This is a genomic window from Exiguobacterium sp. s70, assembly GCF_018618315.1.
Lineage (GTDB): Bacteria > Bacillota > Bacilli > Exiguobacteriales > Exiguobacteriaceae > Exiguobacterium > Exiguobacterium chiriqhucha.
The window spans coordinates 459,350-478,380 of sequence record NZ_JACSLV010000001.1 but is presented as its reverse complement, the minus strand read 5'-3'; the positions used below and the strand labels follow the sequence as shown (position 1 = coordinate 478,380).

Genomic DNA, 19,031 nt, shown 5'->3' with positions numbered 1-19,031 from the left:
GCACATTCTTTAGAGTATACGAAAACGAAAATGCTGTAAACGTTATTGTCGATTCTGTAATATTTGTCGCCATTGTTTAATCGCATTGTTGCCGTAGAACAAGACGCCGCCGCGATAAAATTTCGAGCCGACCCACAAAATCACACCGATTGTGGCAATCATGATACCGATTGATAACGCGACTTCCCACACTGGGACATCGACGAGCATGACGCGAAGGAACATGAGCATCGGCGTGAAGAACGGCACGTACGACAGAATCGTGACAATCGGTGCCTCCGGATTGTTCAAACCGAACATGGCGGCGAGGAACCCGGCGACGAGGAGCATGATGACCGGCATCGTCATTTGTTGCGACTCCTCGACCCGGCTGACGAGCGAGCCGAGCACGGCGAACATGGCCGCATAGAGCAGATAGCCGAGCGTGAAGAACGTCAACAGATAGACGACGGCGCGGACGTTGCCGGCGTTGTCGATGACCGACTGGGCCATCTCGTTGCTGCGGGCGCTGAAGTAACCGAAGCCGAGGAAGATGGCGATTTGGAGCAGGGCGAGTGTCCCGATGGCCGAGATTTTAGCGAGCATGTGTGTCACCGGATGCGTCGTCGAGATGATGAGCTCCATGACGCGCGACGATTTCTCGGTCGTGACCTCGGTCGAAATCATCGACCCGTACGTGATAATCGAGACGTAGAGCAACATGAGCATGACGTAGACGAAGGCGAACGACGAGAACAGCTCGTCCGAGTTCTCTCCGCCGCGGCCGAGATACGATTCCTCGACCGTCACGGGCTCATTCAACGCCGCGAGGACGGTCGGATCGATGTTCGACGCCTCAATCAGTTCGGCGTTCCGGACTTCGCGTAGCGCCGTCTGTAACACCGTCGTGAAATCCGGTTCCGGCCGTTCCGATAAAACGCGGGCCGAATCCCCTTCGATGAAGGCGACGATCTCATAGTCGCCGTTATCGAGCCCAGCGCGCGCTTCGGACTCGGAGATCGCGGACGATTCGATGTCCTCATAACCGAGCGACTGCATGAGAGTCGTCAGTTCATTATTGTCGGTGACGAGGATGGCTTGCGCCTGGTCTGTGTCCTCGAAATTCGCGAGCAATCGGTCGATGTTCGTGAAACCGAAGATGAACAGAATCGTCAACAGCGTCGAGATGAGGAACGCCTTCGAGCGCAGTTTCGAGCGTAACGTGAACGAGTAAAGTGGTCCGAAGTTATGAAACATGTTGGCCGACCTCCTTGATGAAGATGTCGTTTAATGAGACGGGCTGGCGCATGAACGTCTTGATGGCGGCCCCGTTCGCCACGAGGGCACCGAGCACCGCATCGCTGTCGTCGAACGAGTCGAGCCGAACGAAATGGCCGTCCTTATGTGGTTCGACCGCCCGGACGACCGGGAGGGCTTGAAGCAGGTCCGGGCGATCGGTCTCGATGAATAGTACCGGCTCCTCGTAACGAGTTTTGATCGTCGGGACGTCGCCGCTGACGACGGCACGGCCGCCTTTCAAGATGCCGATATGTTGGCACAGCTCTTCGACATGTTCCATCCGGTGACTGGAGAAGACGATCGTCGTCCCGGCGTCACGGAGCGCGAGCACTTCACGTTTCAAGATTTCGACGTTGACCGGGTCGAGCCCGCTGAACGGTTCATCGAGAATAAGCAGTTCCGGGTTGTGGAGCAGGGCGGCCACGAGTTGAATCTTCTGTTGGTTCCCTTTGGATAGTTGTTCGACGCGCATCGTCTCATACTGAGGGATCTCGAGCCGTTCGAGCCACGTCTTGACGGCCCGCTTCGCCTCGGCCTGCCGCATGCCTTTCAGGCTAGCCAAGAAGACGAGCTGGTCACGGACGGGTGATTTCGGATAAAGGCCTCGTTCTTCCGGCAAATAGCCGACGATGCGATGGTCGACGTTGCGACCGTCCCACGTAATCGTCCCGGCACTCGGTTTGAGGATGTCGAGAATCATGCGGAACGTCGTCGTCTTACCGGCGCCGTTCGCCCCGAGCAGCCCGAACATCTCGCCTTTTGGGACATGAAAGCTCAAGTCGTCGACGGCCGTGAAGTCGCCGAACTGCTTCGAGACACGATCAATTTGTAACGTCATAGAATGTACCTCCTTATAGGTGTCTACTAGTAGCGTACGCCATGTTGAGCAAAAAGTTTCACATTTCTTCAAAAATGATTTATCTTGAAATCAAGATAATAAAAAGGAGGACATGACATGACGAAGCAATCAGCGGGTATCCATCACATCTCGGCGATGGTGAAAGACCCACAACGTACATTAGATTTTTATGGGAATGTCCTCGGACTTCGATTCGTCAAACAGACGGTCAACTTCGACGACCCGGGCACGTATCACCTCTACTTCGGGGACGAGCAAGGAGCGCCGGGGACGGTCATCACGTTCTTCCCGATCCCTGGGATCGGCAAAGGTAGCGTCGGCAGCGGACAGGTCGGGGTCACGGCTTATCTCGTCCCGGAAGGCAGTCTGTTGTTCTGGGAGAAACGATTGAACGACCATGGCGTCGGTACGGTCGCGACCGAACGGTTCGGCGAGCCGTCGCTCCTGTTTGAAGACCCGGACGGACTTGTCGTCGAGCTTGTCGCCCGGACCAGTACGAAACAGACAAGTTGGGTCGTGCCGGGCGTGACGTCACGCGAGGCGATTGTTGGTTTTGCCGGGGCGACGTTGTTGTCGAAAGACCCGGAGGCGACGGTTCGCCTGTTGACGGGGCTGTTTGGCTTTGAGACGGTAGGGGAAGATTCAGAATGGATTCGCCTTGAGGCGACGGCCGACTACGGCAACGTCATCGACGTGAAAAAGACCATCCTGCCGAACGGGGTTCCTGGTTCGGGGACGGTCCATCATATCGCCTGGCGCATCAATGACGGGGAAGACTATGCCTCATGGCAAGACGCCATCTTCGAGCTCGGGCTACGCCCGACCGAAGTGAAAGAGCGTCATTATTTCCGCTCGGTCTACTTCCATGACGGCGGCCGAATTCTTCACGAACTGGCGACCGATGCCCCTGGCTTTTTGATTGACGAGAGCTTGGAAGGCCTCGGCTCGACACTCAAACTCCCGGCTTGGTTCGAACAAGACCGCGAGGCGATCACTCGCACGTTACCGACGATTACAATCCCGAGAGGAGACATGACATGATTCATCAATTCATCAAAGGCACGACCGAGACGACACTCGTTTTATTGCACGGAACAGGAGGGACGGAACAGGACTTGATTCCGCTCGCTCGAATCCTCGCCCCGGAGGCGAACATTTTGACGCTGCGCGGGGACGTCCTCGAGAACGGCATGTCCCGCTTCTTCCGCCGTCACGCGGAAGGCGTACTCGACCTCGAGGACTTGAAGAAACAGACGGAACGGTTCTTGACGTTCTTGGATGACGCCACGACAGAGTACGGCATCGACCGGGACAAGATGATTCCGCTCGGTTATTCGAACGGCGCCAACTTGATCGGCTCGGCGCTGTACCGACAAAACGCATTCCACGCGTCGCTCTTGTTCCACCCGATGGTCCCGGACCGCTCGCTCACGTTACCGGACCTCGCTGGTGCGAACGTGTTTATCTCGGCCGGGGAGCGTGACCCGATTTGCCCGAAAACAGAAACAGAAGAGCTCACGTCGACGCTACGGGGTGCCGGAGCGGACGTCGAACTCTTCTATCACGGAGGTGGGCACGAGCTGCGCATGGAAGAAGTCGAGGCAGCTCGGGCATGGCTAGAACCGTTCCTCGGTTAAGCCATCTTCTTCGGTTTCGGTGGTCTCGAATAGACGACGAGCACACCTCGATCAATCAAATAGGCGGCGAACAGACGTTTCGCCTCTTCAGAACGAACGGTTCGGTCGATTTGGATATACAATCGGCCGAGCTTTTTTTGTGACGTGCGGGTCAATAACCAGATGGAGTCGAGCGTGTACTGCCAACCGCGGAGCGTATCCGCGCCGATGTACATATACCGGTTCGATGTGCGCTCAAGCAAGTAATTGAGCCACCAGACGTCCCGGGCGAGCTTCATGGCGACACCGATGAAGAACGAGATGAACACGAACGACAGGGCAGACAGAATCGGATGGATGGCGGTAAATCGTTCCCGGATGGGTTCGAAGGCGACGATGAGCAGTCCGACGGAAAAGGCGCCGGTGAACCACCAAAATCCGAAGTTAGAGAATGAACGTTTCGGGTCATGCACCATATGATGACGGTTACGGATGACGGAAGCCATTCTCCACACCTCCTTTTATTAGAATATTCTGATTATTTAGTAAGACTACTATACTATACTGTACCCACTCTCGTCTATTTGAATACGCGCGAAACGTGCTCTAGCTTGAAGATTTCTTGACGTTTCGGCTTGCGGAGGGCAAATCCGGGGAATGATGACAGTGAAGTCATCATTTTTTTGTGGAATCGTAATTTCATCAGCTCAAAAAATCGGCTATGATGGATGAGGCAAAAAAGAGAGAACATCAGAAAACTAATAAAGAACTAGAGGGAAAGACATGCGAAATCATTGGTACGATAATATTAAAGGCGTGCTCGTCTTGCTCGTCGTGTTCGGTCACTTGTTGACCGACGTACGCGGCGCGTATGACGACATCCTGCCGAAATGGGTCTATTTATTTTTATACACGTTCCACATGCCGTTGTTCATCATGTTGAGCGGTTACTTCTTCCGGGAGAACCGTTATTTGCGCGTCATCCAGTTGTTCGTCGTCTACGTCATCTGGCAAGTGATTCTCGGCTCGTGGTTCGCCTTCACCGAGGGCATCCCGCTCTTATCACTCGAGAACCCTGCACTGAACATCTTGACGCCGTATTGGGCGCTCTGGTATTTGATGGCGATTATCATCTGGTACGTCATCACCCCGTACGTGACACAATTGAAAGGATACGTGCTGTTCGCGCTCTTGTTCGCGCTCCTGTTCGGCTTCCAAGCTGAGTCGACCGGGTTCTTCGCGCTGCGAAAAGTCATCATGTTCTACCCGTTCTTCTTGATCGGGAACTGGATGAGCGAACGGAACACGTTGAACTTCTTTGAATTGCCGAAGCGGGCCGAGCAGCGCAACCGTTACCGGATTGGCGGTTTTGCCGTCTTCACGACGCTCACGCTCGGGCTACTCGCCTCGATGAGTTTCCAACAGGAGGGTACGTTCTATCATATCGGTAACTTGTTCAAATTCCGGTTCGCCTATGAGTCGGCGGTGCCGGAGGCGATTTGGAGCGGGCCGTTCGCTTTCTTGATCGTCTACACGGTGTCGATTCTTATGGCGATCAGCTTCGCCTTGATGATTCCAGGGCGTGAACTGCCGGTGTTCACCCGGGCCGGGAAGTATAGCCTCTACGTCTATTTGGTGCACGTCTTCCTCGTCGTCGCCTGGAAGGCGTTCATCCCAGCCGGTTTCATGCCGACGTCGTGGCTCCAATTGCTCGTCTTGTTCGGCGTCGCCTTCTTGATCGTCCTGGTGATTATCAGCCCGCCGGTCGTCAAGCTGTTGAAGCCGCTCGTCGAGATTGACGTTCGCCGTGCCCAAGATATGAAGGACGTGAAATCGTAAACCCTTTTCTAAATGGCGGTTTTCCGCTACACTTTAAGATGGGAAGCGAAACTAGAGTTAAGGAAGTGACACCATGCCATACGAAAATGGAATGCACAGCACTGAAGGAGACGTCAACGTCTCACGCCACGTCGTGGAAATGATCGCCGCTGTCGTGGTCAAAGAGACGAAATACGTGTCGTTCACACAAGAAGATACGAAATTGTCAGAGCGCGCGCTCATGAAGCACGTCAAAGTCGACGAGTCGTCAGAAGGCGTCACAATCAACTTGTCACTTTACATCGCGTACGGTCAATCGATCGTCAAGACGGTGACGGCCGTGCAAGAACGCATCACGCAAGACATGGACACGATGCTTGCCATGACACCGTTATCGGTGAACGTGAAAGTCGTCGGAATCCAATTATAAGTCGTAGGAGAAGCACCTGCTTCTCCTGCTTTTTTATTTTTTTGCGAAAGCGGTTGCATGATGATGGCTTTTTCATTTATAATAGAAATCGAACAAGTGCAACCGTTTGCATCAATGACCAATCGTGCAACGGGTACTTGTCAAGTTCCCTTAATGTAGTCTGACGACAGAAGCATTAGAAGGAAAGGCGGAAAGCATGTATGTCGACGATTGAAGCAGTCATTTTTGATTTGGACGGTGTCATCACTGACACCGCGGAGTACCATTACCTCGCTTGGAAACAACTTGGAGAAGAGCTCGATATTCCGTTTGACCGCGAGTTCAATGAGACGCTAAAAGGCGTGAGTCGGACGGACTCGCTCGAGCGCATCCTCGCGCTCGGTGGAAGACAGGACGATTTCACACCGGATGAAAAAGCGGAACTCGCACAGAAGAAGAACGAGCATTACGTTGAACTCATTCAACACATCTCTTCAGCTGACTTGTTGCCGGGCATCATTTCATTCCTCGATGAAATTAAAGAGGCTGGTCTCAAAATCGGAATGGCTTCGGCTTCTAAAAACGCATTCGCGGTCGTAGACGCACTTGGTGTCCGTCATTACTTCGATCACATTGTCGATGCAGCAACTGTCGCCGAATCAAAACCACATCCCGAAGTGTTTTTGAAGGCTGCCTCTGCCCTTGGCGTGAAACCCGAACATGCCATCGGCGTTGAAGACGCAGCTGCAGGCGTAACTGCAATCAAAGCGGCAAACATGTTTGCTGTCGCCGTCGGGGAAGAGTCGATGCTCGGTCATGCAGACCTCATCGTTTCTTCGACCGATGAACTCTCGCTCGCACGCATCCTCGAACGCGTCGGCGCGTAAAGACTACGATCATCTTCCGTGAGATGACGACTGCCCCGAACAGTCGTCATCTTTTTGTGTTGGTCCAAAAGACCTAAAATAGATAGAAATGCCTAAAAATAGATGACAAGTACATTACAAAACCGTTACACTTTTATATGGGAACAAGTAATAACTGGTAATAATTGATGAATTTGGGTGATGGGGAACATCAATTAGGTGTAGAGGAGGATTTGTGCATGGAATCTACAAACGTGAATGAAAATATTTATCGGGAACTGATGGAGATCGAAGAGTCGTATCGCCAGCTGCAACGCCGGGCCGAGTATTTGATTTCGGAACTGAACCGGAACAAGCGGGAAGAAGAATCGCTACTCGATCCGTCGAAACGAATGCGCCCACGTCGCGTCAATCAACGTTATCCGCTCGAGGTCTATGTCCATCAGGTAACAGACCTGTTGAAGGAACGGAAGACGATGAGCGTGCGGGACATTCAAATGGAGCTCGAGTTGCGTTATCGTCACCACATTAGCAATATTTACCAGCTAATGGTGAAAATCGAGTCCGTCAATCCTGACATCAAAAAAGTAGGACGCGGGTTATATACATACGAAGCCACGGATGACGTGACGACGCACCCGGCCCACGCCTGACCAGACCCGACGAGATTCACTCGTCGGGATTTTTTGTTGTAACATTTCTGATACGTCTCGCCTCACGGGAAATATGCTATAATTCGCCAGAGTCTATTTTTTTATGAGAGAGGAACGTTGGCCCATGTTATGGATTGCCATGTTGGTCAGTTTTGTGATGGCCATCTTGATCACGCCGCTCGTTCGCCGGTTTGCTTTTCTGATCGGAGCGGTCGATCACCCGAACGCCCGAAAAGTACATTTACGGACGATGCCACGGATCGGCGGCCTCGCCATCTTCATCGCTTTCTTTATCGGCTATGCGCTCCTGTTGCCGACGAGCCGTTATAACGATGCCATCTTGATCGGAGCAGTCGTCATCCTGTTGACCGGTTTGATTGATGATCGCTTCCAACTGACGGCCCGCGTCAAACTGATGGGCCAGATGATCGCGACGGTCATCGTCTTGAACTCAGGCATGCGCATCGAATTGATTAACCTGCCGTTCGACCAACAGCTGTATCTCGGTTCGTGGAGCATCCCGGTGACGGTGCTCTGGCTGATCGGCATCACGAACGCCATCAACTTGATCGACGGTCTCGACGGACTCGCCGCCGGGGTCTCGAGCATCGCCCTCGGGACGATCGCGCTGCTCGCAATCATCCAAGGGAACGTTTATTTGACGATGATGGCGCTGTTGCTCCTGGCGAGCACGCTCGGCTTTCTCGTCCATAACTTCTATCCAGCGAAGATATTCATGGGCGACACCGGGGCGCTCTTCCTCGGCTATATGCTCGCCGTCTTCTCCTTGATCGGATTCAAGAACGTGACGCTGTTCTCGCTCGTCGTCCCGGTCCTCTTGCTCGGTCTGCCGATCTCGGACACGATTTTTGCGATCGTCCGCCGGCTCGTGCAAGGGCGTCCGCCGATGTCGCCTGATAAGTCGCATATGCATCACCAGTTGATCGATATGGGCTTCACGACGCGGCAAGCCGTCCTGCTCATGTATGGGATGACGTTCTTCTTCGGCATCGCCTCGATTCTGTTCGCGAAGACGACGATGCTCGGAGCCATCATCACGTTCGTCATCGTCCTGATCGTCATCGAGCTGATCGTCGAGTCGACCGAGTTGATTCACCCGAACTATAAGCCGATTATCCAGACGTCCCGGCGTCTGCTCGGACGACCGAAGACGTGAAGCATCAACAAAAGCCCAAGGACATCGTGTCCTTGGGCTTTTGTTTGGTCAGTAGGTCGTCGTTTCGCTGAAACCGTCTTCTGTTTCATTCAAACCGTCGCCGGTCCCGTTGTCATGATCTTCCGCCGTGAGCGGGAGGCCGAGCTCGGTTTTCAAGAGCGAGCGCTTCTCACTCAAGTCGGCCGGGTCGAGCTCGTAATAGTAGACGCCGCCGAGCGTCAAGTCGCCGCCTGCGAGCGTCTCCTGGTTGAACGAGCGGAGCGACTTCGTATACGGCTGCAACTGGGACGCCTCGGAGAGGGACATGTTCGTTCGGATGTTATCGCCGACCGCATTCATGATCCGGTTTAGCTTCGTGAACGAATTGATCGTCGTCGCCTCATTGATGATGGCCTCGAGCACTTGCTGTTGACGCTTCGCCCGTCCGACGTCGCCTTCAGGGTCGTCTTTGCGCATGCGCGCATAGGCGAGCGCTTCCTTGCCGTCTAGCGTCTGGACACCTGGTTCGAGTTCGACGTTGCCGGTCGCCCGCCCGGAAATTGGGACGAGCACATCGACCTCGACGCCGCCGACCGCATCAACGAGATCCTCGATGCCATCAAAGTTGATCGTCGCATAGTAGTCGATCGGGATGTCGAACAGTTTCTCGACCGTCGCGATCGTCGTGTCGATGCCACCGTAGGCGTAGGCATGGTTGATTTTGTCTTTGAACTCACCGTCAGTCGTGACGATATCGACGTACGAGTCGCGCGGGATGCTGACGAGCGTCACTTGGCGCGATTCCTTGTTGAACGTCGCCACCATGAGCGAGTCGGTCCGTCCTTCTTCGAGCGAGGCGCCGCCATCGACGCCGGCGAGTAAGACGGAGAAGTGATCTTTCGTCAAATCGACCGTCTCTTCTCGACGGTCCGACTTGTCCCCGCGTGTCAGTTCGCTGTTCGTGTTCTCCGCCGTCTGGTTCGCCTTATAGACGAAGTAGCCGAAGGCCGACCCGCCAATCAACAGGACGAGGCCGAGCACGAGCAGTACGATTTTCCACACGGGACGTTTCTTGCGGGAGTCTTGTTCCATGTCGTCTCCTCATTTCATTCGTTTCCTTTAGTATACGTGACCTACCGCACAAAATCACGTTCGATGATACGTTGGTCCTGGGTCTCGAGTCCTCCTTGGCCGTTCGTCAAATCGACGAGCCAGGCGAGGGCGGCGTCGGTCTCTTCGACCGGTACCGAGATGTGGAACGTGACGGTGTCCGCGTAGACGATGTCGTCGAGGAGGTACGACGATTGCCGCAGCTCGTTCTCGACCTTGCCGATCCAACCGTAATCGACCGTGAGCGTCAAGCGTTGCATCGGGATGCGTTCGACGATGCCGACCGCGTCGAGCCCTTCGCTCACCGTGCCGCCGTAAGCGCGGATGAGTCCGCCGCCGCCGAGCTTGATGCCGCCGAAGTAGCGGGTGACGACGACGACCGTATCCTTCAATTCGCGTTTACGGAGCACCTCGAGCATCGGCAACCCTGCCGTCCCGCTCGGTTCCCCGTCATCGTTCGCTTTTTGGAACTCGTTCCGTTCGCCGATGATATAGGCCGAACAGTTATGATTGGCGTTCCAATGCGCCTTCTTGATGGCTTGGATGAACGCCTGCGCCTCCTCTTCGGACGTGACCCGTTTGAAGTGGGCGATAAATTTTGACTTTTGAATGACGACCTCGTATTCTCCGTCTTGTTTTATAGTATAATTTTGTTCAGCAGACATTTCTGAAAATTCTCCTTTCTATTTTTGAATATTTTTTTTAAAATTCAAGTAGGCGTCAACGCCAGTTGCGGCGAAAGGGAAGGAGAGCCTCCAAGTTTTACTGTAAACGAACGTTCCGCAGACGATAATAGGAATAGATGAGGACTTACTACCGAATTATTAGGGGATGGCATCGTGAATCATATTACCGATCGTACAGCTTTAGAACATATCATAACAAATATGATTGATACGGTGACGGAAAGTAAAGAGGAGATCGTCCGGATTACCGAGAGTTCGGCCAACGAATATTCGTTGATTCAGAACGAACTGAAAGAGTTGACGCAAAAGATTGAGTTTTACATCGAGGAGTCGGAACGGCTCGACCTGCTCGTGAAAGCGGCGAAGAACAAACTCGTCCAAGTGAGCAAGAAGTTTCATATACATAGCGAGCAAGAGATTCGGGAGGCGTACGAACGCGCCAACCAAATGCAGCTCGAGCGTTTTCTCATCCAAAAAGAAGAGATGGCCGGCCAACAGCGTCGCAACGACCTTGAACGCCGCCTGCTCATCCTCGAGGACACGATTGAGCGGGCCGACAAGCTCGTCAGCCGCGTCTCCGTCGTGCTGAACTTCCTGCGGGACGACCTGCAACAAGAGTACTCGGACATGATGAAGAAGCAAGAGATGGCAATCAGCGTCTTTGAAGCGGCCGAACGTGAGCGGCGCCACCTCGCCCGTGAAATGCACGACGGACCAGCGCAATCGCTTGCTCACATCTTGATTCGGGCCGACTTGATCGAGAAGACGTTCGACAAGCGGGGGAAAGACGAGGCGTTCGCCGAACTGCACGAGCTGAAACGCCTCATCCGCGGCGCGCTCGTCGACGTCCGGCGTCTCATCTACGACCTTCGTCCGATGTCGCTTGACGACCTCGGTTTCTTGCCAACGCTCGAACGGTATCTCCATCAGACTGAGGAATACACGGCCATCAAGACCCGGCTCAACTACCGGGGGTCGCGGGCCCGACTGCCTGAGAAATTGGAGATTAACGTGTTCCGGCTCGTCCAAGAGGCCGTCCAAAACGCGATCAAACATTCGAAGACGGCGGAGATTATCGTCAACGTCGAGCAAGCGCATGATGCGATACATATTCATGTACGCGACCATGGGGTCGGATTCGTGCCGAGTTCGATTGGCGAAGAGTCATTCGGGATCGTGGGGATGCGAGAACGGATCGAGCTGGTGAACGGAAGCATGACCATTGATTCGGAAGTCGGCAAAGGGACAGTCGTCCGCATGTCGATTCCGATCACGTAAGACAAGAACAAGGGGGAGTATCCAGATGGAACAATTACAAACACGCATCGCGATTGTGGATGACCATGAGCTGTTTCGAGAAGGCTTGAAACGGATTTTTGATTTAGAGGACGAGTTCACGGTCGTCGCCGAAGGGCGCACCGGGATCGAGGCGATTCGCATCGCCGCGGACCACAAGCCGGAAATTTTGATTCTCGACATCAACATGCCGGAATTGAACGGGATTGAGGCGACGAAGCAGTTGTCCGTGCTCTCACCAGAGACGCGCGTCCTCATCTTGTCGATCCACGACGATGAGTCGTACATCACGCATGCACTCGAAGCCGGGGCATCTGGGTTCTTGCTCAAAGAAGTCGCATCGACCGAGCTAATCTCGGCCGTGCGCTCAGTCGCGAAGGACGGGGCCTACTTGCACCCGAAAGTGACGACGAACGTCTTGAAAGAGTACCGTCGCTTGCTCCAATTCAAAGGCGAACAGGCCGGTCGTAATGTCGAGAGCCGAACTGACGACCCGGTCTACCAATTACTCTCACGCCGTGAAGTCGAAGTGTTACACTTGCTCGCCGAGGGCCGCTCGAACCGTGATATCAGCGACATGCTGTTCATCAGTGAGAAGACGGTCAAGAACCACGTCTCGTCAGTGCTCCGCAAGATGGAAGTGAACGACCGGACACAAGCCGTCGTCGATGCCATCCGTCGCGGATGGGTTGAGATTTGACCTCTTCCGATGCAATATATCGTTTTTATGCTACAATATGGAATGGAATCCACATTCAATTGGAAAATGAAACGATGTAAAGTGAGGATATAGCATGGGAAACATAGCCATTTTGACCGACAGTACCGCCTATTTGCCGGCCGAATTTTGTGAGCGCCACGACGTCCACGTCGCACCGCTCAGCGTGATTTTTGACGGGGAGTCGTTCCGCGAAGCCGTCGATATCACGACCGAGGCTTTTTATGACCGGATCGAGGCAGGGAACTTGCCGACGACGTCCCAGCCGAGCATCGGTGAAACGATTGAACTGATTGAGCGTCTCCCGAACGAGGTGACGGACGTGATCGCGATCACGCTCTCGAGCGGCATCAGCGGGACGTATCAATCGATGATCGCCTTGAACGACATGGTCGACGTCAACGTTCACGCATTCGATTCGGAGATCTCATGTATGCCTCAAGCGTTCCTCGTCGAGGAAGCGATTCATTTACGCGATGCAGGCGCGTCGGCGCAAGAAATCATGGCTCACCTTGAAAAGATGCGCGAGTTGATTCGGGCGTACTTCGTCGTCGATGACCTCGACCACCTCCAACGAGGCGGCCGACTCAGCGCGGCGCAAGCGCTCGTCGGGTCGTTCCTTCAAATCAAACCGGTGCTTCATTTCCAAGATCGGATGATCGTCCCGTTCGAGAAGATTCGGACGTACAAGAAGGCGGTCCGTCGCATCGAAGAGATGATGGAACAGTCGATTCAAGGCGACGGGACAGGCTACTGTATCGGCATCATCCACGCCAACTGCCCGGAACGTCAGGCCGAGGAGATCGCCTCGATGAAACAGAAGTTTCCGCAGGCGCATGTCACGGGCGGTCATTTCGGACCGGTCATCGGGACACACCTTGGGCCAGGCGCAATCGGCATCACGTGGTATCGCCGCGAATGGTAAACAAAAGACGGCCATCTGGTCGTCTTTTTCGATAGAGAGGAGTGAGCCTGTGGCCAAATATCGTCAAATCTATGAGCGCCTCGCCGAGCGGATGAAGACGGGCGAGTATGCGGCGGAGTCGAAACTGCCGTCCGAGACCGAACTCATGCACGAGTACGAGGCGAGTCGAGGGACGGTCCGGAAAGCGCTCGATTTGCTCCAAGAGCACGGCTACGTCCGGAAGCATCACGGGAAAGGCGTGTTCGTCCTGCGGCGCGATCAAATCGAATTCCAGTTCAACGGCATCGTCAGTTTCTCCGAAGTGTACGCCAGCATGCTCGGTCGCTCGATTCAGACATCGGTCGCCTCGTTCGAGGACATCGAGGCGCCGGCGTGGCTCGCCGACCGAATGAATTTGACGCCGGGGACACGGATGTACCGGATTGAGCGGGTCCGCAACTTCGATGGTGAGAACGTCATCTTAGACGTGAACTATTTCGTCAAAGACCTCGTGCCCGGCCTGACAGAAGAAATCGCCGCGCAATCGATTTACGCCTATGTCGAGCACGAGCTCGGGATGCAAATCAGTTACGCCAAACGGAAGATCGCGGCCGAGGACGTGACCGAGCTCGACCGCTTGCGGCTCGACCTGCACAATTATGAATACGTCATCGTCATCACGAACGACACGTTCCTCTATGAGGGCAGACAGTTCGAATATACCGAGTCCCGCCACCGGCTCGACAAGTTCCAGTTCAGCGATGTGGCGCGCCGGTAAGGCTCCTTTTTCGAAAGGAGTCTTTTTTTCGTTTTGAATCAAGGCAAGAGGGAACAAAAATACTGAACGCCTGTCACATAGTTGTCACACCTAACTTATATAGATAAGTTGTTGACATGACTTATCTATATAAGTTAAACTTTGTTTGTACTCATAAGTAACCGTTTTCAACAAACGCTTTCAAACAAAGGAGGCCTACAATATGAAGGCAGATTATCGTCAAATCGCCGCGGATATCCTTGAAGCCATCGGGGGCAAGGATAACGTCGACAAAGCGGCACACTGTGTCACGCGGCTCCGTCTTTCGTTGAAAGACCAGTCGCTCGTCAATGAAGCGAAAGTGAAAGAAGCCGATCTCGTCAAAGGCGCATTCGAAAACTCGGGTGTGTATCAGGTCGTCATCGGGGCCGGGGACGTCGAGCGTGTCTACGCCGAGTTCATCAAACTCGCTGGGCTTGAAGCGGCGACGGTCGCCGAGGTCAAATCGTCGGGCGGTAAGAAGATGAACCCGCTCCAGAAGCTCGTCAAAGTGTTCTCGGACGTGTTCATGCCGATCATCCCGGCCATCATCGTTGCCGGTCTATTGATGGGGATTAACAACCTGCTCGCTTCAGAAGGACTGTTCGTCGAAGGCGCGACTTTGATTGAGGAGTATCCGAATCTGCAAGGGTTATGGGATCTCGTCAACATGATGGCGAATACGGCGTTCGTCTTCCTTCCGGCACTCGTCGGTTGGTCGGCGACGAAACGGTTCGGCGGCAGCGAAGTGCTCGGGATCGTCATGGGTCTCTTGCTCGTCCACCCAGACCTCTTGAACGCTTGGGGTTACGGACAAGCGGCGCTTGAAGGCGATGTTCCGACGTTCAACATTCTCGGCTTGTTCGAGATTGAGAAAGTCGGCTACCAAGGTCAGATTCTTCCGATTTTGGCCGCGGCCTTCATTTTGAGCCACATTGAGATCTTCTTGAAAAAACATGTACCGAACGCGATTCAATTGCTCGTCGTGCCGATTACGACGATCGTCATCACCGGTTTCCTCGCCCTCTCGATCGTCGGACCGCTCACACGCGGCCTCGGTAACGTGATCGCAACTGGAATCGTCAACGTGTTCGAAGCGGTACCGGTCGTCGGGGCACTCCTGTTCGGTCTGCTCTACGCACCGCTCGTCGTCACCGGGATGCACCACTTGTTCCTCGCGATCGACTTGCAACTTATCGCGGAGACGAACGGGACGTTCCTCTGGCCGATGCTCGCTTTGTCGAACATCGCCCAAGGTGCAGCCGCACTCGCGATGTTCCTCGTGTTCAAACACGACGCCAAACAAAAGAGTATGGCGTCGACGTCATCGATCTCGGCATTCTTCGGGATTACCGAGCCGGCCATGTTCGGGGTGAACTTGCCGAACAAGTTCCCATTCTACTCGGCGATGATCGGGTCGGCCGTCGCGGCGGTGTTCATCACGTTGAACGACGTCCAGGCGTTCGCTGTCGGGGTCGGGGGTCTTCCTGGATTCCTGTCAATCTTCACCGATAAGATTCTCATCTTCATCGTCGGGATGGTCATCGCCCTCGTCATTCCGTTCGTGTTGACACTCGCACTGTCGAAACGTTATATGAAAAAAGGCGAGATCGAAAAAAACAAAGTTGCATAAGAAGATTACTGACAAGGGGAGGGACGGAGGTTCTTCCCCTTTTCCTATCGAAATGAAAACTCTTACAAAAGGAGACTATATCTATGACACAACCAAACTGGCGCAAATCCGTCGTCTATCAAATTTATCCGAAAAGTTTCTATAGCCCGGAAGGCAATGCCACCGGCTCAATCAAAGGGGTGACGGCGAAGCTCGATTACTTGGCCGAGCTCGGCATCGAATACATTTGGATGACCCCGGTGTACAAGTCGCCGCAAAACGACAACGGCTATGACGTCAGCGATTATTACGCAATCGATCCATCATACGGGACGATGGACGACCTCGACGAGCTTGTCCGCGAGGCCGAAGCACGTGGCATCGGGCTCATGATGGACATCGTCGTCAACCACTCCTCGACCGAGCATGAATGGTTCCAGAAGTCGCTCGCCGGGGATGCGCGTTATCGCGACTACTACATCTGGCGCGACGAACCGACGAACTGGGAGTCGAAGTTCGGCGGCAACGCCTGGAAATATGACGAAGCGAGCGGTCAGTACTACCTTCACTTGTTCGACGTGACCCAGGCCGACTTGAACTGGGAGAACGAGCAGATGCGCGAGGACGTCTATGAAATGATGCGCTTCTGGCGCGACAAAGGCATCAAAGGGTTCCGTCTCGACGTCATCAACTTGATTTCGAAGCAGCAGGACTTCCCGGAAGACGACTCGGACGGCCGCAAGTTCTATACGGACGGGCCGCGCATCCATGAATATTTGAAAGAGATGAACCGCGAGGTGTTCGACGGCCACGACGTCATCACGGTCGGCGAGATGTCGTCGACGACGCTCGACCACTGCGTCCGCTACTCGAGTCCGGACGAGCGCGAGCTCAGCATGACGTTCAGCTTCCATCACTTGAAAGTCGATTACCCGAACGGGGAGAAGTTCGTCGCCGCACCGTTCGACTTCGTGCAACTGAAAGACATTATGTCGACGTGGCAGGAAGGCATGCACGGCAAAGGCTGGAACGCTATCTTCTGGTGCAACCATGATCAACCGCGTGTCGTCAGCCGCTTCGGCAACGACACCGACCATCGCGTCGAGAGCGCGAAGATGCTCGCGACGGTGCTCCACGGCCTGCAAGGGACGCCGTACATCTATCAAGGCGAGGAGATCGGGATAACGAACCCGGGCTTCGACTCCCTCGACGAGTACCGCGATATCGAGACGCTCAACGTCTATAAGTTGAAGCGCGAACAGGGCGTGTCGCATGAGGACATGATGGCCGCCATCAAACAAAAGTCGCGGGACAACTCGCGGACGCCGATGCAGTGGGACGCGACGCCGCACGCCGGATTCACGAGCGGGACACCGTGGATCAACGTGGCGCCGAACTATGCGGACGTGAACGTCGAGACGGCGCTCGACGACCCGAACTCGGTATTCTATCACTACAAGAACTTGATCTCGCTCCGCAAAGAGCTCGACGTCTTGACGGACGGGGACTATACGATTCTCACGCCGGACGCGCTCGACGTCTGGGCGTACACGCGCAAGACGGAACACGAGGAAGTGCTCGTCGTCGCGAACTTCTACGGACCGGAGACGACGTATGAGATTCCGGCCGGCTTCACGCATGCCGACGTCGTCAGCCACAACTATGACGTGCCGCAGCTCGACGGGACGACGCTGTCGCTCCGGGCGTATGAAGCGATCATGTTCTATAAACAAAATTAAGTGTCAGGAGGCGTTCCCTGCGGGCGCCTCCTTTTAGTTGCCGAGAGGCAGGCTATCATGGTAGGTTATTCATTAGGCAAGGAACACAGTCGTGTGACCTTGTAAACTATTTATATGGAGGTGACCCTCGAGTCTCTCGAGGAACATGTGGACAGGATCTACTCTACACACGTAATGGCTGCCGGTGGCGGTGGCGGAGAAGTGGAAGGCCCGATTTGGGTATTATTGTTGTTGGTGGCGCTATTGATCGCGCTCACCGCATTCTTTGTCGGATCGGAGTTCGCGGTCGTCAAAGTGCGGATGTCGCGGCTTGATCAATTGGTGGCGGAAGGGAACAAGTCGGCGATTCTCGCGAAAAAGGTCGCGTCTGACCTCGACTATTACTTATCGGCGTGTCAGCTCGGGATCACGGTGACGGCGCTCGGACTCGGTTTCCTCGGGGAACCGTCGGTCGTGCGATTGCTCACCCCGCTGTTTAACGAGTTCGATATCCCGGCGTCGCTCGCATCGATTATCTCGTTCGCCGTCGCGTTCGCAATCGTGACGTTCTTGCACGTCGTCATCGGGGAACTCGCACCGAAGACGCTCGCGATTCAATATGCGGAACGGATGACGCTCATCTTCGCCCGACCGTTGTTCTGGTTCGGACGGGTCATGTTCCCGTTTATCTGGTTGTTGAACGGATCGGCCCGATTGTTGCTCGGATTGTTCGGCGTCAAACCGGCCGGACATGAACAAGCGCACTCGGAAGAAGAGTTGAAGATCATCATGGCGCAAAGTTTCCAAAGCGGTGAAATCAACCAGACGGAACTTGCGATGATGCAAAACATCTTCTCGTTCGACCAACACGTCACGAAAGACGTGATGGTGCCCCGGACGAAAGTCGAGGCGATTGATATCGAAGCGACGCGGGCCGAAGTGCTCGAGACGTTCGCGGACAGTCAATACACCCGTTACCCGATCACAGAGGACGGCGACAAGGACAACTTGATCGGCTACATCAACGTCAAAGAGGTATTGATGGGACTCGCGGTCAGCCCGTCCATCAATCTCTCCACTTATGTGAAAGAGCTTCCGGTCGTGCATGAAATGACACCTTTGGAAGATACATTGAAACAGATGCGTGAGGCCCGGACCCATATCGCCATCGTCTTGGACGAGTATGGCGGGACGGCCGGTCTTATCACGCTCGAAGACTTGCTCGAAGAGATCGTCGGAGAAATCCGTGATGAGTTCGACGAGGACGAGGTCGACCCGATTCATACGGTCGACGACATGACGTACGAAATCGATACGCGCGTCTTGCTCGAAGAACTCGAGGAGCGGTTCGGCATCACGTTCGATCGGTCCGAAGGCATCGATACGCTCGGCGGTTGGCTCCAAGTCCACCGCGAGACGCATGAGGTCGGAGACACGCTCGAGTTCGACCGTTACGTTTTGACCGTCATCGAGATGACGGAGAATCACGTGGAGAGGGTGCGACTCGTCGTCCGCCCCGACGTCCAAGAAGCATAA

General features: G+C 54.5%; 19 protein-coding genes. 14 read left to right on the top strand and 5 right to left on the bottom strand.

The window, feature by feature from the left end; translation table 11 throughout:
* Window positions 1-42 precede the first annotated feature (42 nt).
* Both KNP84_RS02440 and KNP84_RS02435 read right to left on the bottom strand, forming a co-directional pair.
* The gene (locus KNP84_RS02440) at window positions 43-1,236 is read right to left on the bottom strand and encodes an ABC transporter permease (RefSeq protein WP_021066530.1); all 1,194 of its coding nucleotides are present in this window, start codon (window positions 1,234-1,236) and stop codon (window positions 43-45) included.
* Complete coding sequence (locus KNP84_RS02435) at window positions 1,226-2,116, bottom strand: ABC transporter ATP-binding protein (RefSeq protein WP_021066531.1); 891 nt, start codon at window positions 2,114-2,116, stop codon at window positions 1,226-1,228. The genes KNP84_RS02440 and KNP84_RS02435 overlap by 11 nt, the downstream gene beginning before the upstream one ends.
* A 117-nt stretch (window positions 2,117-2,233) precedes the next feature.
* Here KNP84_RS02435 and KNP84_RS02430 point away from each other — a divergent pair, with 117 nt between their 5' ends.
* Both KNP84_RS02430 and KNP84_RS02425 read left to right on the top strand, forming a co-directional pair.
* Entirely contained in the window at window positions 2,234-3,178 is a 945-nt protein-coding gene (locus tag KNP84_RS02430) for a VOC family protein (protein ID WP_058764237.1), read from the top strand.
* A complete protein-coding gene (locus tag KNP84_RS02425; RefSeq protein WP_021066533.1) occupies window positions 3,175-3,774 on the top strand; it encodes an alpha/beta hydrolase in 600 nt (199 codons plus the stop codon). The genes KNP84_RS02430 and KNP84_RS02425 overlap by 4 nt, the downstream gene beginning before the upstream one ends.
* On the opposite strand, the gene KNP84_RS02420 is transcribed toward KNP84_RS02425, so the two are convergent.
* Window positions 3,771-4,259, bottom strand: a complete 489-nt coding sequence (locus KNP84_RS02420) for a hypothetical protein (protein ID WP_029594986.1) — start codon at window positions 4,257-4,259, stop codon at window positions 3,771-3,773. The genes KNP84_RS02425 and KNP84_RS02420 overlap by 4 nt on opposite strands.
* Before the next feature lie 277 nt (window positions 4,260-4,536).
* On the opposite strand from KNP84_RS02420, the gene KNP84_RS02415 reads away from it, so the two are divergent.
* The 5 genes from KNP84_RS02415 to KNP84_RS02395 all read left to right on the top strand — a co-directional run bounded on the left by KNP84_RS02415 (window position 4,537) and on the right by KNP84_RS02395 (window position 8,676).
* Window positions 4,537-5,592, top strand: coding sequence for an acyltransferase family protein (locus KNP84_RS02415; protein WP_029594987.1), 1,056 nt, complete (start codon window positions 4,537-4,539; stop codon window positions 5,590-5,592).
* Between the two features lie 91 nt (window positions 5,593-5,683).
* Window positions 5,684-6,001 (top strand): Asp23/Gls24 family envelope stress response protein, encoded by a 318-nt coding sequence (locus KNP84_RS02410; RefSeq protein ID WP_242686694.1) that lies wholly within the window; start codon window positions 5,684-5,686, stop codon window positions 5,999-6,001.
* Between the two features lie 200 nt (window positions 6,002-6,201).
* Window positions 6,202-6,867: a beta-phosphoglucomutase gene (gene pgmB / locus KNP84_RS02405; protein ID WP_021066537.1), complete on the top strand. Its 666-nt coding sequence runs from the start codon at window positions 6,202-6,204 to the stop codon at window positions 6,865-6,867.
* Window positions 6,868-7,085: 218 nt separating this feature from the next.
* Complete coding sequence (locus KNP84_RS02400; protein WP_021066538.1) at window positions 7,086-7,499, top strand: Rok-like winged helix domain-containing protein; 414 nt, start codon at window positions 7,086-7,088, stop codon at window positions 7,497-7,499.
* A 124-nt stretch (window positions 7,500-7,623) separates the two neighbouring features.
* Complete coding sequence (locus KNP84_RS02395) at window positions 7,624-8,676, top strand: glycosyltransferase family 4 protein (protein ID WP_021066539.1); 1,053 nt, start codon at window positions 7,624-7,626, stop codon at window positions 8,674-8,676.
* Window positions 8,677-8,724: 48 nt separating this feature from the next.
* Here the strand turns inward: KNP84_RS02395 and KNP84_RS02390 are convergent, their stop codons facing one another.
* On the bottom strand, window positions 8,725-9,747 hold the full coding sequence (locus KNP84_RS02390; protein ID WP_215114143.1) for an LCP family protein: 1,023 nt from the start codon (window positions 9,745-9,747) through the stop codon (window positions 8,725-8,727).
* 41 nt (window positions 9,748-9,788) lie between these two features.
* Window positions 9,789-10,430 carry a YigZ family protein gene (locus KNP84_RS02385; RefSeq protein ID WP_058764228.1) on the bottom strand — a complete coding sequence of 214 codons (642 nt, stop codon included), beginning with the start codon at window positions 10,428-10,430 and terminating at the stop codon, window positions 9,789-9,791.
* Between the two features lie 174 nt (window positions 10,431-10,604).
* Between KNP84_RS02385 and KNP84_RS15325 the strand changes: the two genes are divergently transcribed.
* The 7 genes from KNP84_RS15325 to KNP84_RS02350 all read left to right on the top strand — a co-directional run bounded on the left by KNP84_RS15325 (window position 10,605) and on the right by KNP84_RS02350 (window position 19,031).
* Window positions 10,605-11,729, top strand: a complete 1,125-nt coding sequence (locus KNP84_RS15325) for a sensor histidine kinase (RefSeq protein WP_201455031.1) — start codon at window positions 10,605-10,607, stop codon at window positions 11,727-11,729.
* Window positions 11,730-11,754: 25 nt separating this feature from the next.
* Entirely contained in the window at window positions 11,755-12,447 is a 693-nt protein-coding gene (locus KNP84_RS02375; RefSeq protein ID WP_021066543.1) for a response regulator transcription factor, read from the top strand.
* A gap of 94 nt (window positions 12,448-12,541) precedes the next feature.
* The gene (locus KNP84_RS02370; RefSeq protein WP_058764224.1) at window positions 12,542-13,390 is read left to right on the top strand and encodes a DegV family protein; all 849 of its coding nucleotides are present in this window, start codon (window positions 12,542-12,544) and stop codon (window positions 13,388-13,390) included.
* A gap of 91 nt (window positions 13,391-13,481) precedes the next feature.
* Window positions 13,482-14,147, top strand: coding sequence for a trehalose operon repressor (treR, locus tag KNP84_RS02365; protein ID WP_251131139.1), 666 nt, complete (start codon window positions 13,482-13,484; stop codon window positions 14,145-14,147).
* Between the two features lie 202 nt (window positions 14,148-14,349).
* Window positions 14,350-15,798 carry a PTS system trehalose-specific EIIBC component gene (treP, locus tag KNP84_RS02360; RefSeq protein ID WP_214756316.1) on the top strand — a complete coding sequence of 483 codons (1,449 nt, stop codon included), beginning with the start codon at window positions 14,350-14,352 and terminating at the stop codon, window positions 15,796-15,798.
* Between the two features lie 83 nt (window positions 15,799-15,881).
* A complete protein-coding gene (treC, locus tag KNP84_RS02355; protein WP_215114141.1) occupies window positions 15,882-17,516 on the top strand; it encodes an alpha,alpha-phosphotrehalase in 1,635 nt (544 codons plus the stop codon).
* 174 nt (window positions 17,517-17,690) lie between these two features.
* Window positions 17,691-19,031 (top strand): hemolysin family protein, encoded by a 1,341-nt coding sequence (locus KNP84_RS02350; RefSeq protein ID WP_251131108.1) that lies wholly within the window; start codon window positions 17,691-17,693, stop codon window positions 19,029-19,031.

Bases quoted from the DNA above. Each gene is read 5' to 3' on its own strand.
- KNP84_RS02440 (WP_021066530.1), bottom strand. From the start codon at position 1,236: ATGTTTCATAACTTCGGACCACTTTACTCGTTCACGTTACGCTCGAAA.
- KNP84_RS02435 (WP_021066531.1), bottom strand. From the start codon at position 2,116: ATGACGTTACAAATTGATCGTGTCTCGAAGCAGTTCGGCGACTTCACG.
- KNP84_RS02430 (WP_058764237.1), top strand. From the start codon at position 2,234: ATGACGAAGCAATCAGCGGGTATCCATCACATCTCGGCGATGGTGAAA.
- KNP84_RS02425 (WP_021066533.1), top strand. From the start codon at position 3,175: ATGATTCATCAATTCATCAAAGGCACGACCGAGACGACACTCGTTTTA.
- KNP84_RS02420 (WP_029594986.1), bottom strand. From the start codon at position 4,259: ATGGCTTCCGTCATCCGTAACCGTCATCATATGGTGCATGACCCGAAA.
- KNP84_RS02415 (WP_029594987.1), top strand. From the start codon at position 4,537: ATGCGAAATCATTGGTACGATAATATTAAAGGCGTGCTCGTCTTGCTC.
- KNP84_RS02410 (WP_242686694.1), top strand. From the start codon at position 5,684: ATGCACAGCACTGAAGGAGACGTCAACGTCTCACGCCACGTCGTGGAA.
- pgmB (WP_021066537.1), top strand. From the start codon at position 6,202: ATGTCGACGATTGAAGCAGTCATTTTTGATTTGGACGGTGTCATCACT.
- KNP84_RS02400 (WP_021066538.1), top strand. From the start codon at position 7,086: ATGGAATCTACAAACGTGAATGAAAATATTTATCGGGAACTGATGGAG.
- KNP84_RS02395 (WP_021066539.1), top strand. From the start codon at position 7,624: ATGTTATGGATTGCCATGTTGGTCAGTTTTGTGATGGCCATCTTGATC.
- KNP84_RS02390 (WP_215114143.1), bottom strand. From the start codon at position 9,747: ATGGAACAAGACTCCCGCAAGAAACGTCCCGTGTGGAAAATCGTACTG.
- KNP84_RS02385 (WP_058764228.1), bottom strand. From the start codon at position 10,430: ATGTCTGCTGAACAAAATTATACTATAAAACAAGACGGAGAATACGAG.
- KNP84_RS02375 (WP_021066543.1), top strand. From the start codon at position 11,755: ATGGAACAATTACAAACACGCATCGCGATTGTGGATGACCATGAGCTG.
- KNP84_RS02370 (WP_058764224.1), top strand. From the start codon at position 12,542: ATGGGAAACATAGCCATTTTGACCGACAGTACCGCCTATTTGCCGGCC.
- treR (WP_251131139.1), top strand. From the start codon at position 13,482: ATGAAGACGGGCGAGTATGCGGCGGAGTCGAAACTGCCGTCCGAGACC.
- treP (WP_214756316.1), top strand. From the start codon at position 14,350: ATGAAGGCAGATTATCGTCAAATCGCCGCGGATATCCTTGAAGCCATC.
- treC (WP_215114141.1), top strand. From the start codon at position 15,882: ATGACACAACCAAACTGGCGCAAATCCGTCGTCTATCAAATTTATCCG.
- KNP84_RS02350 (WP_251131108.1), top strand. From the start codon at position 17,691: ATGGCTGCCGGTGGCGGTGGCGGAGAAGTGGAAGGCCCGATTTGGGTA.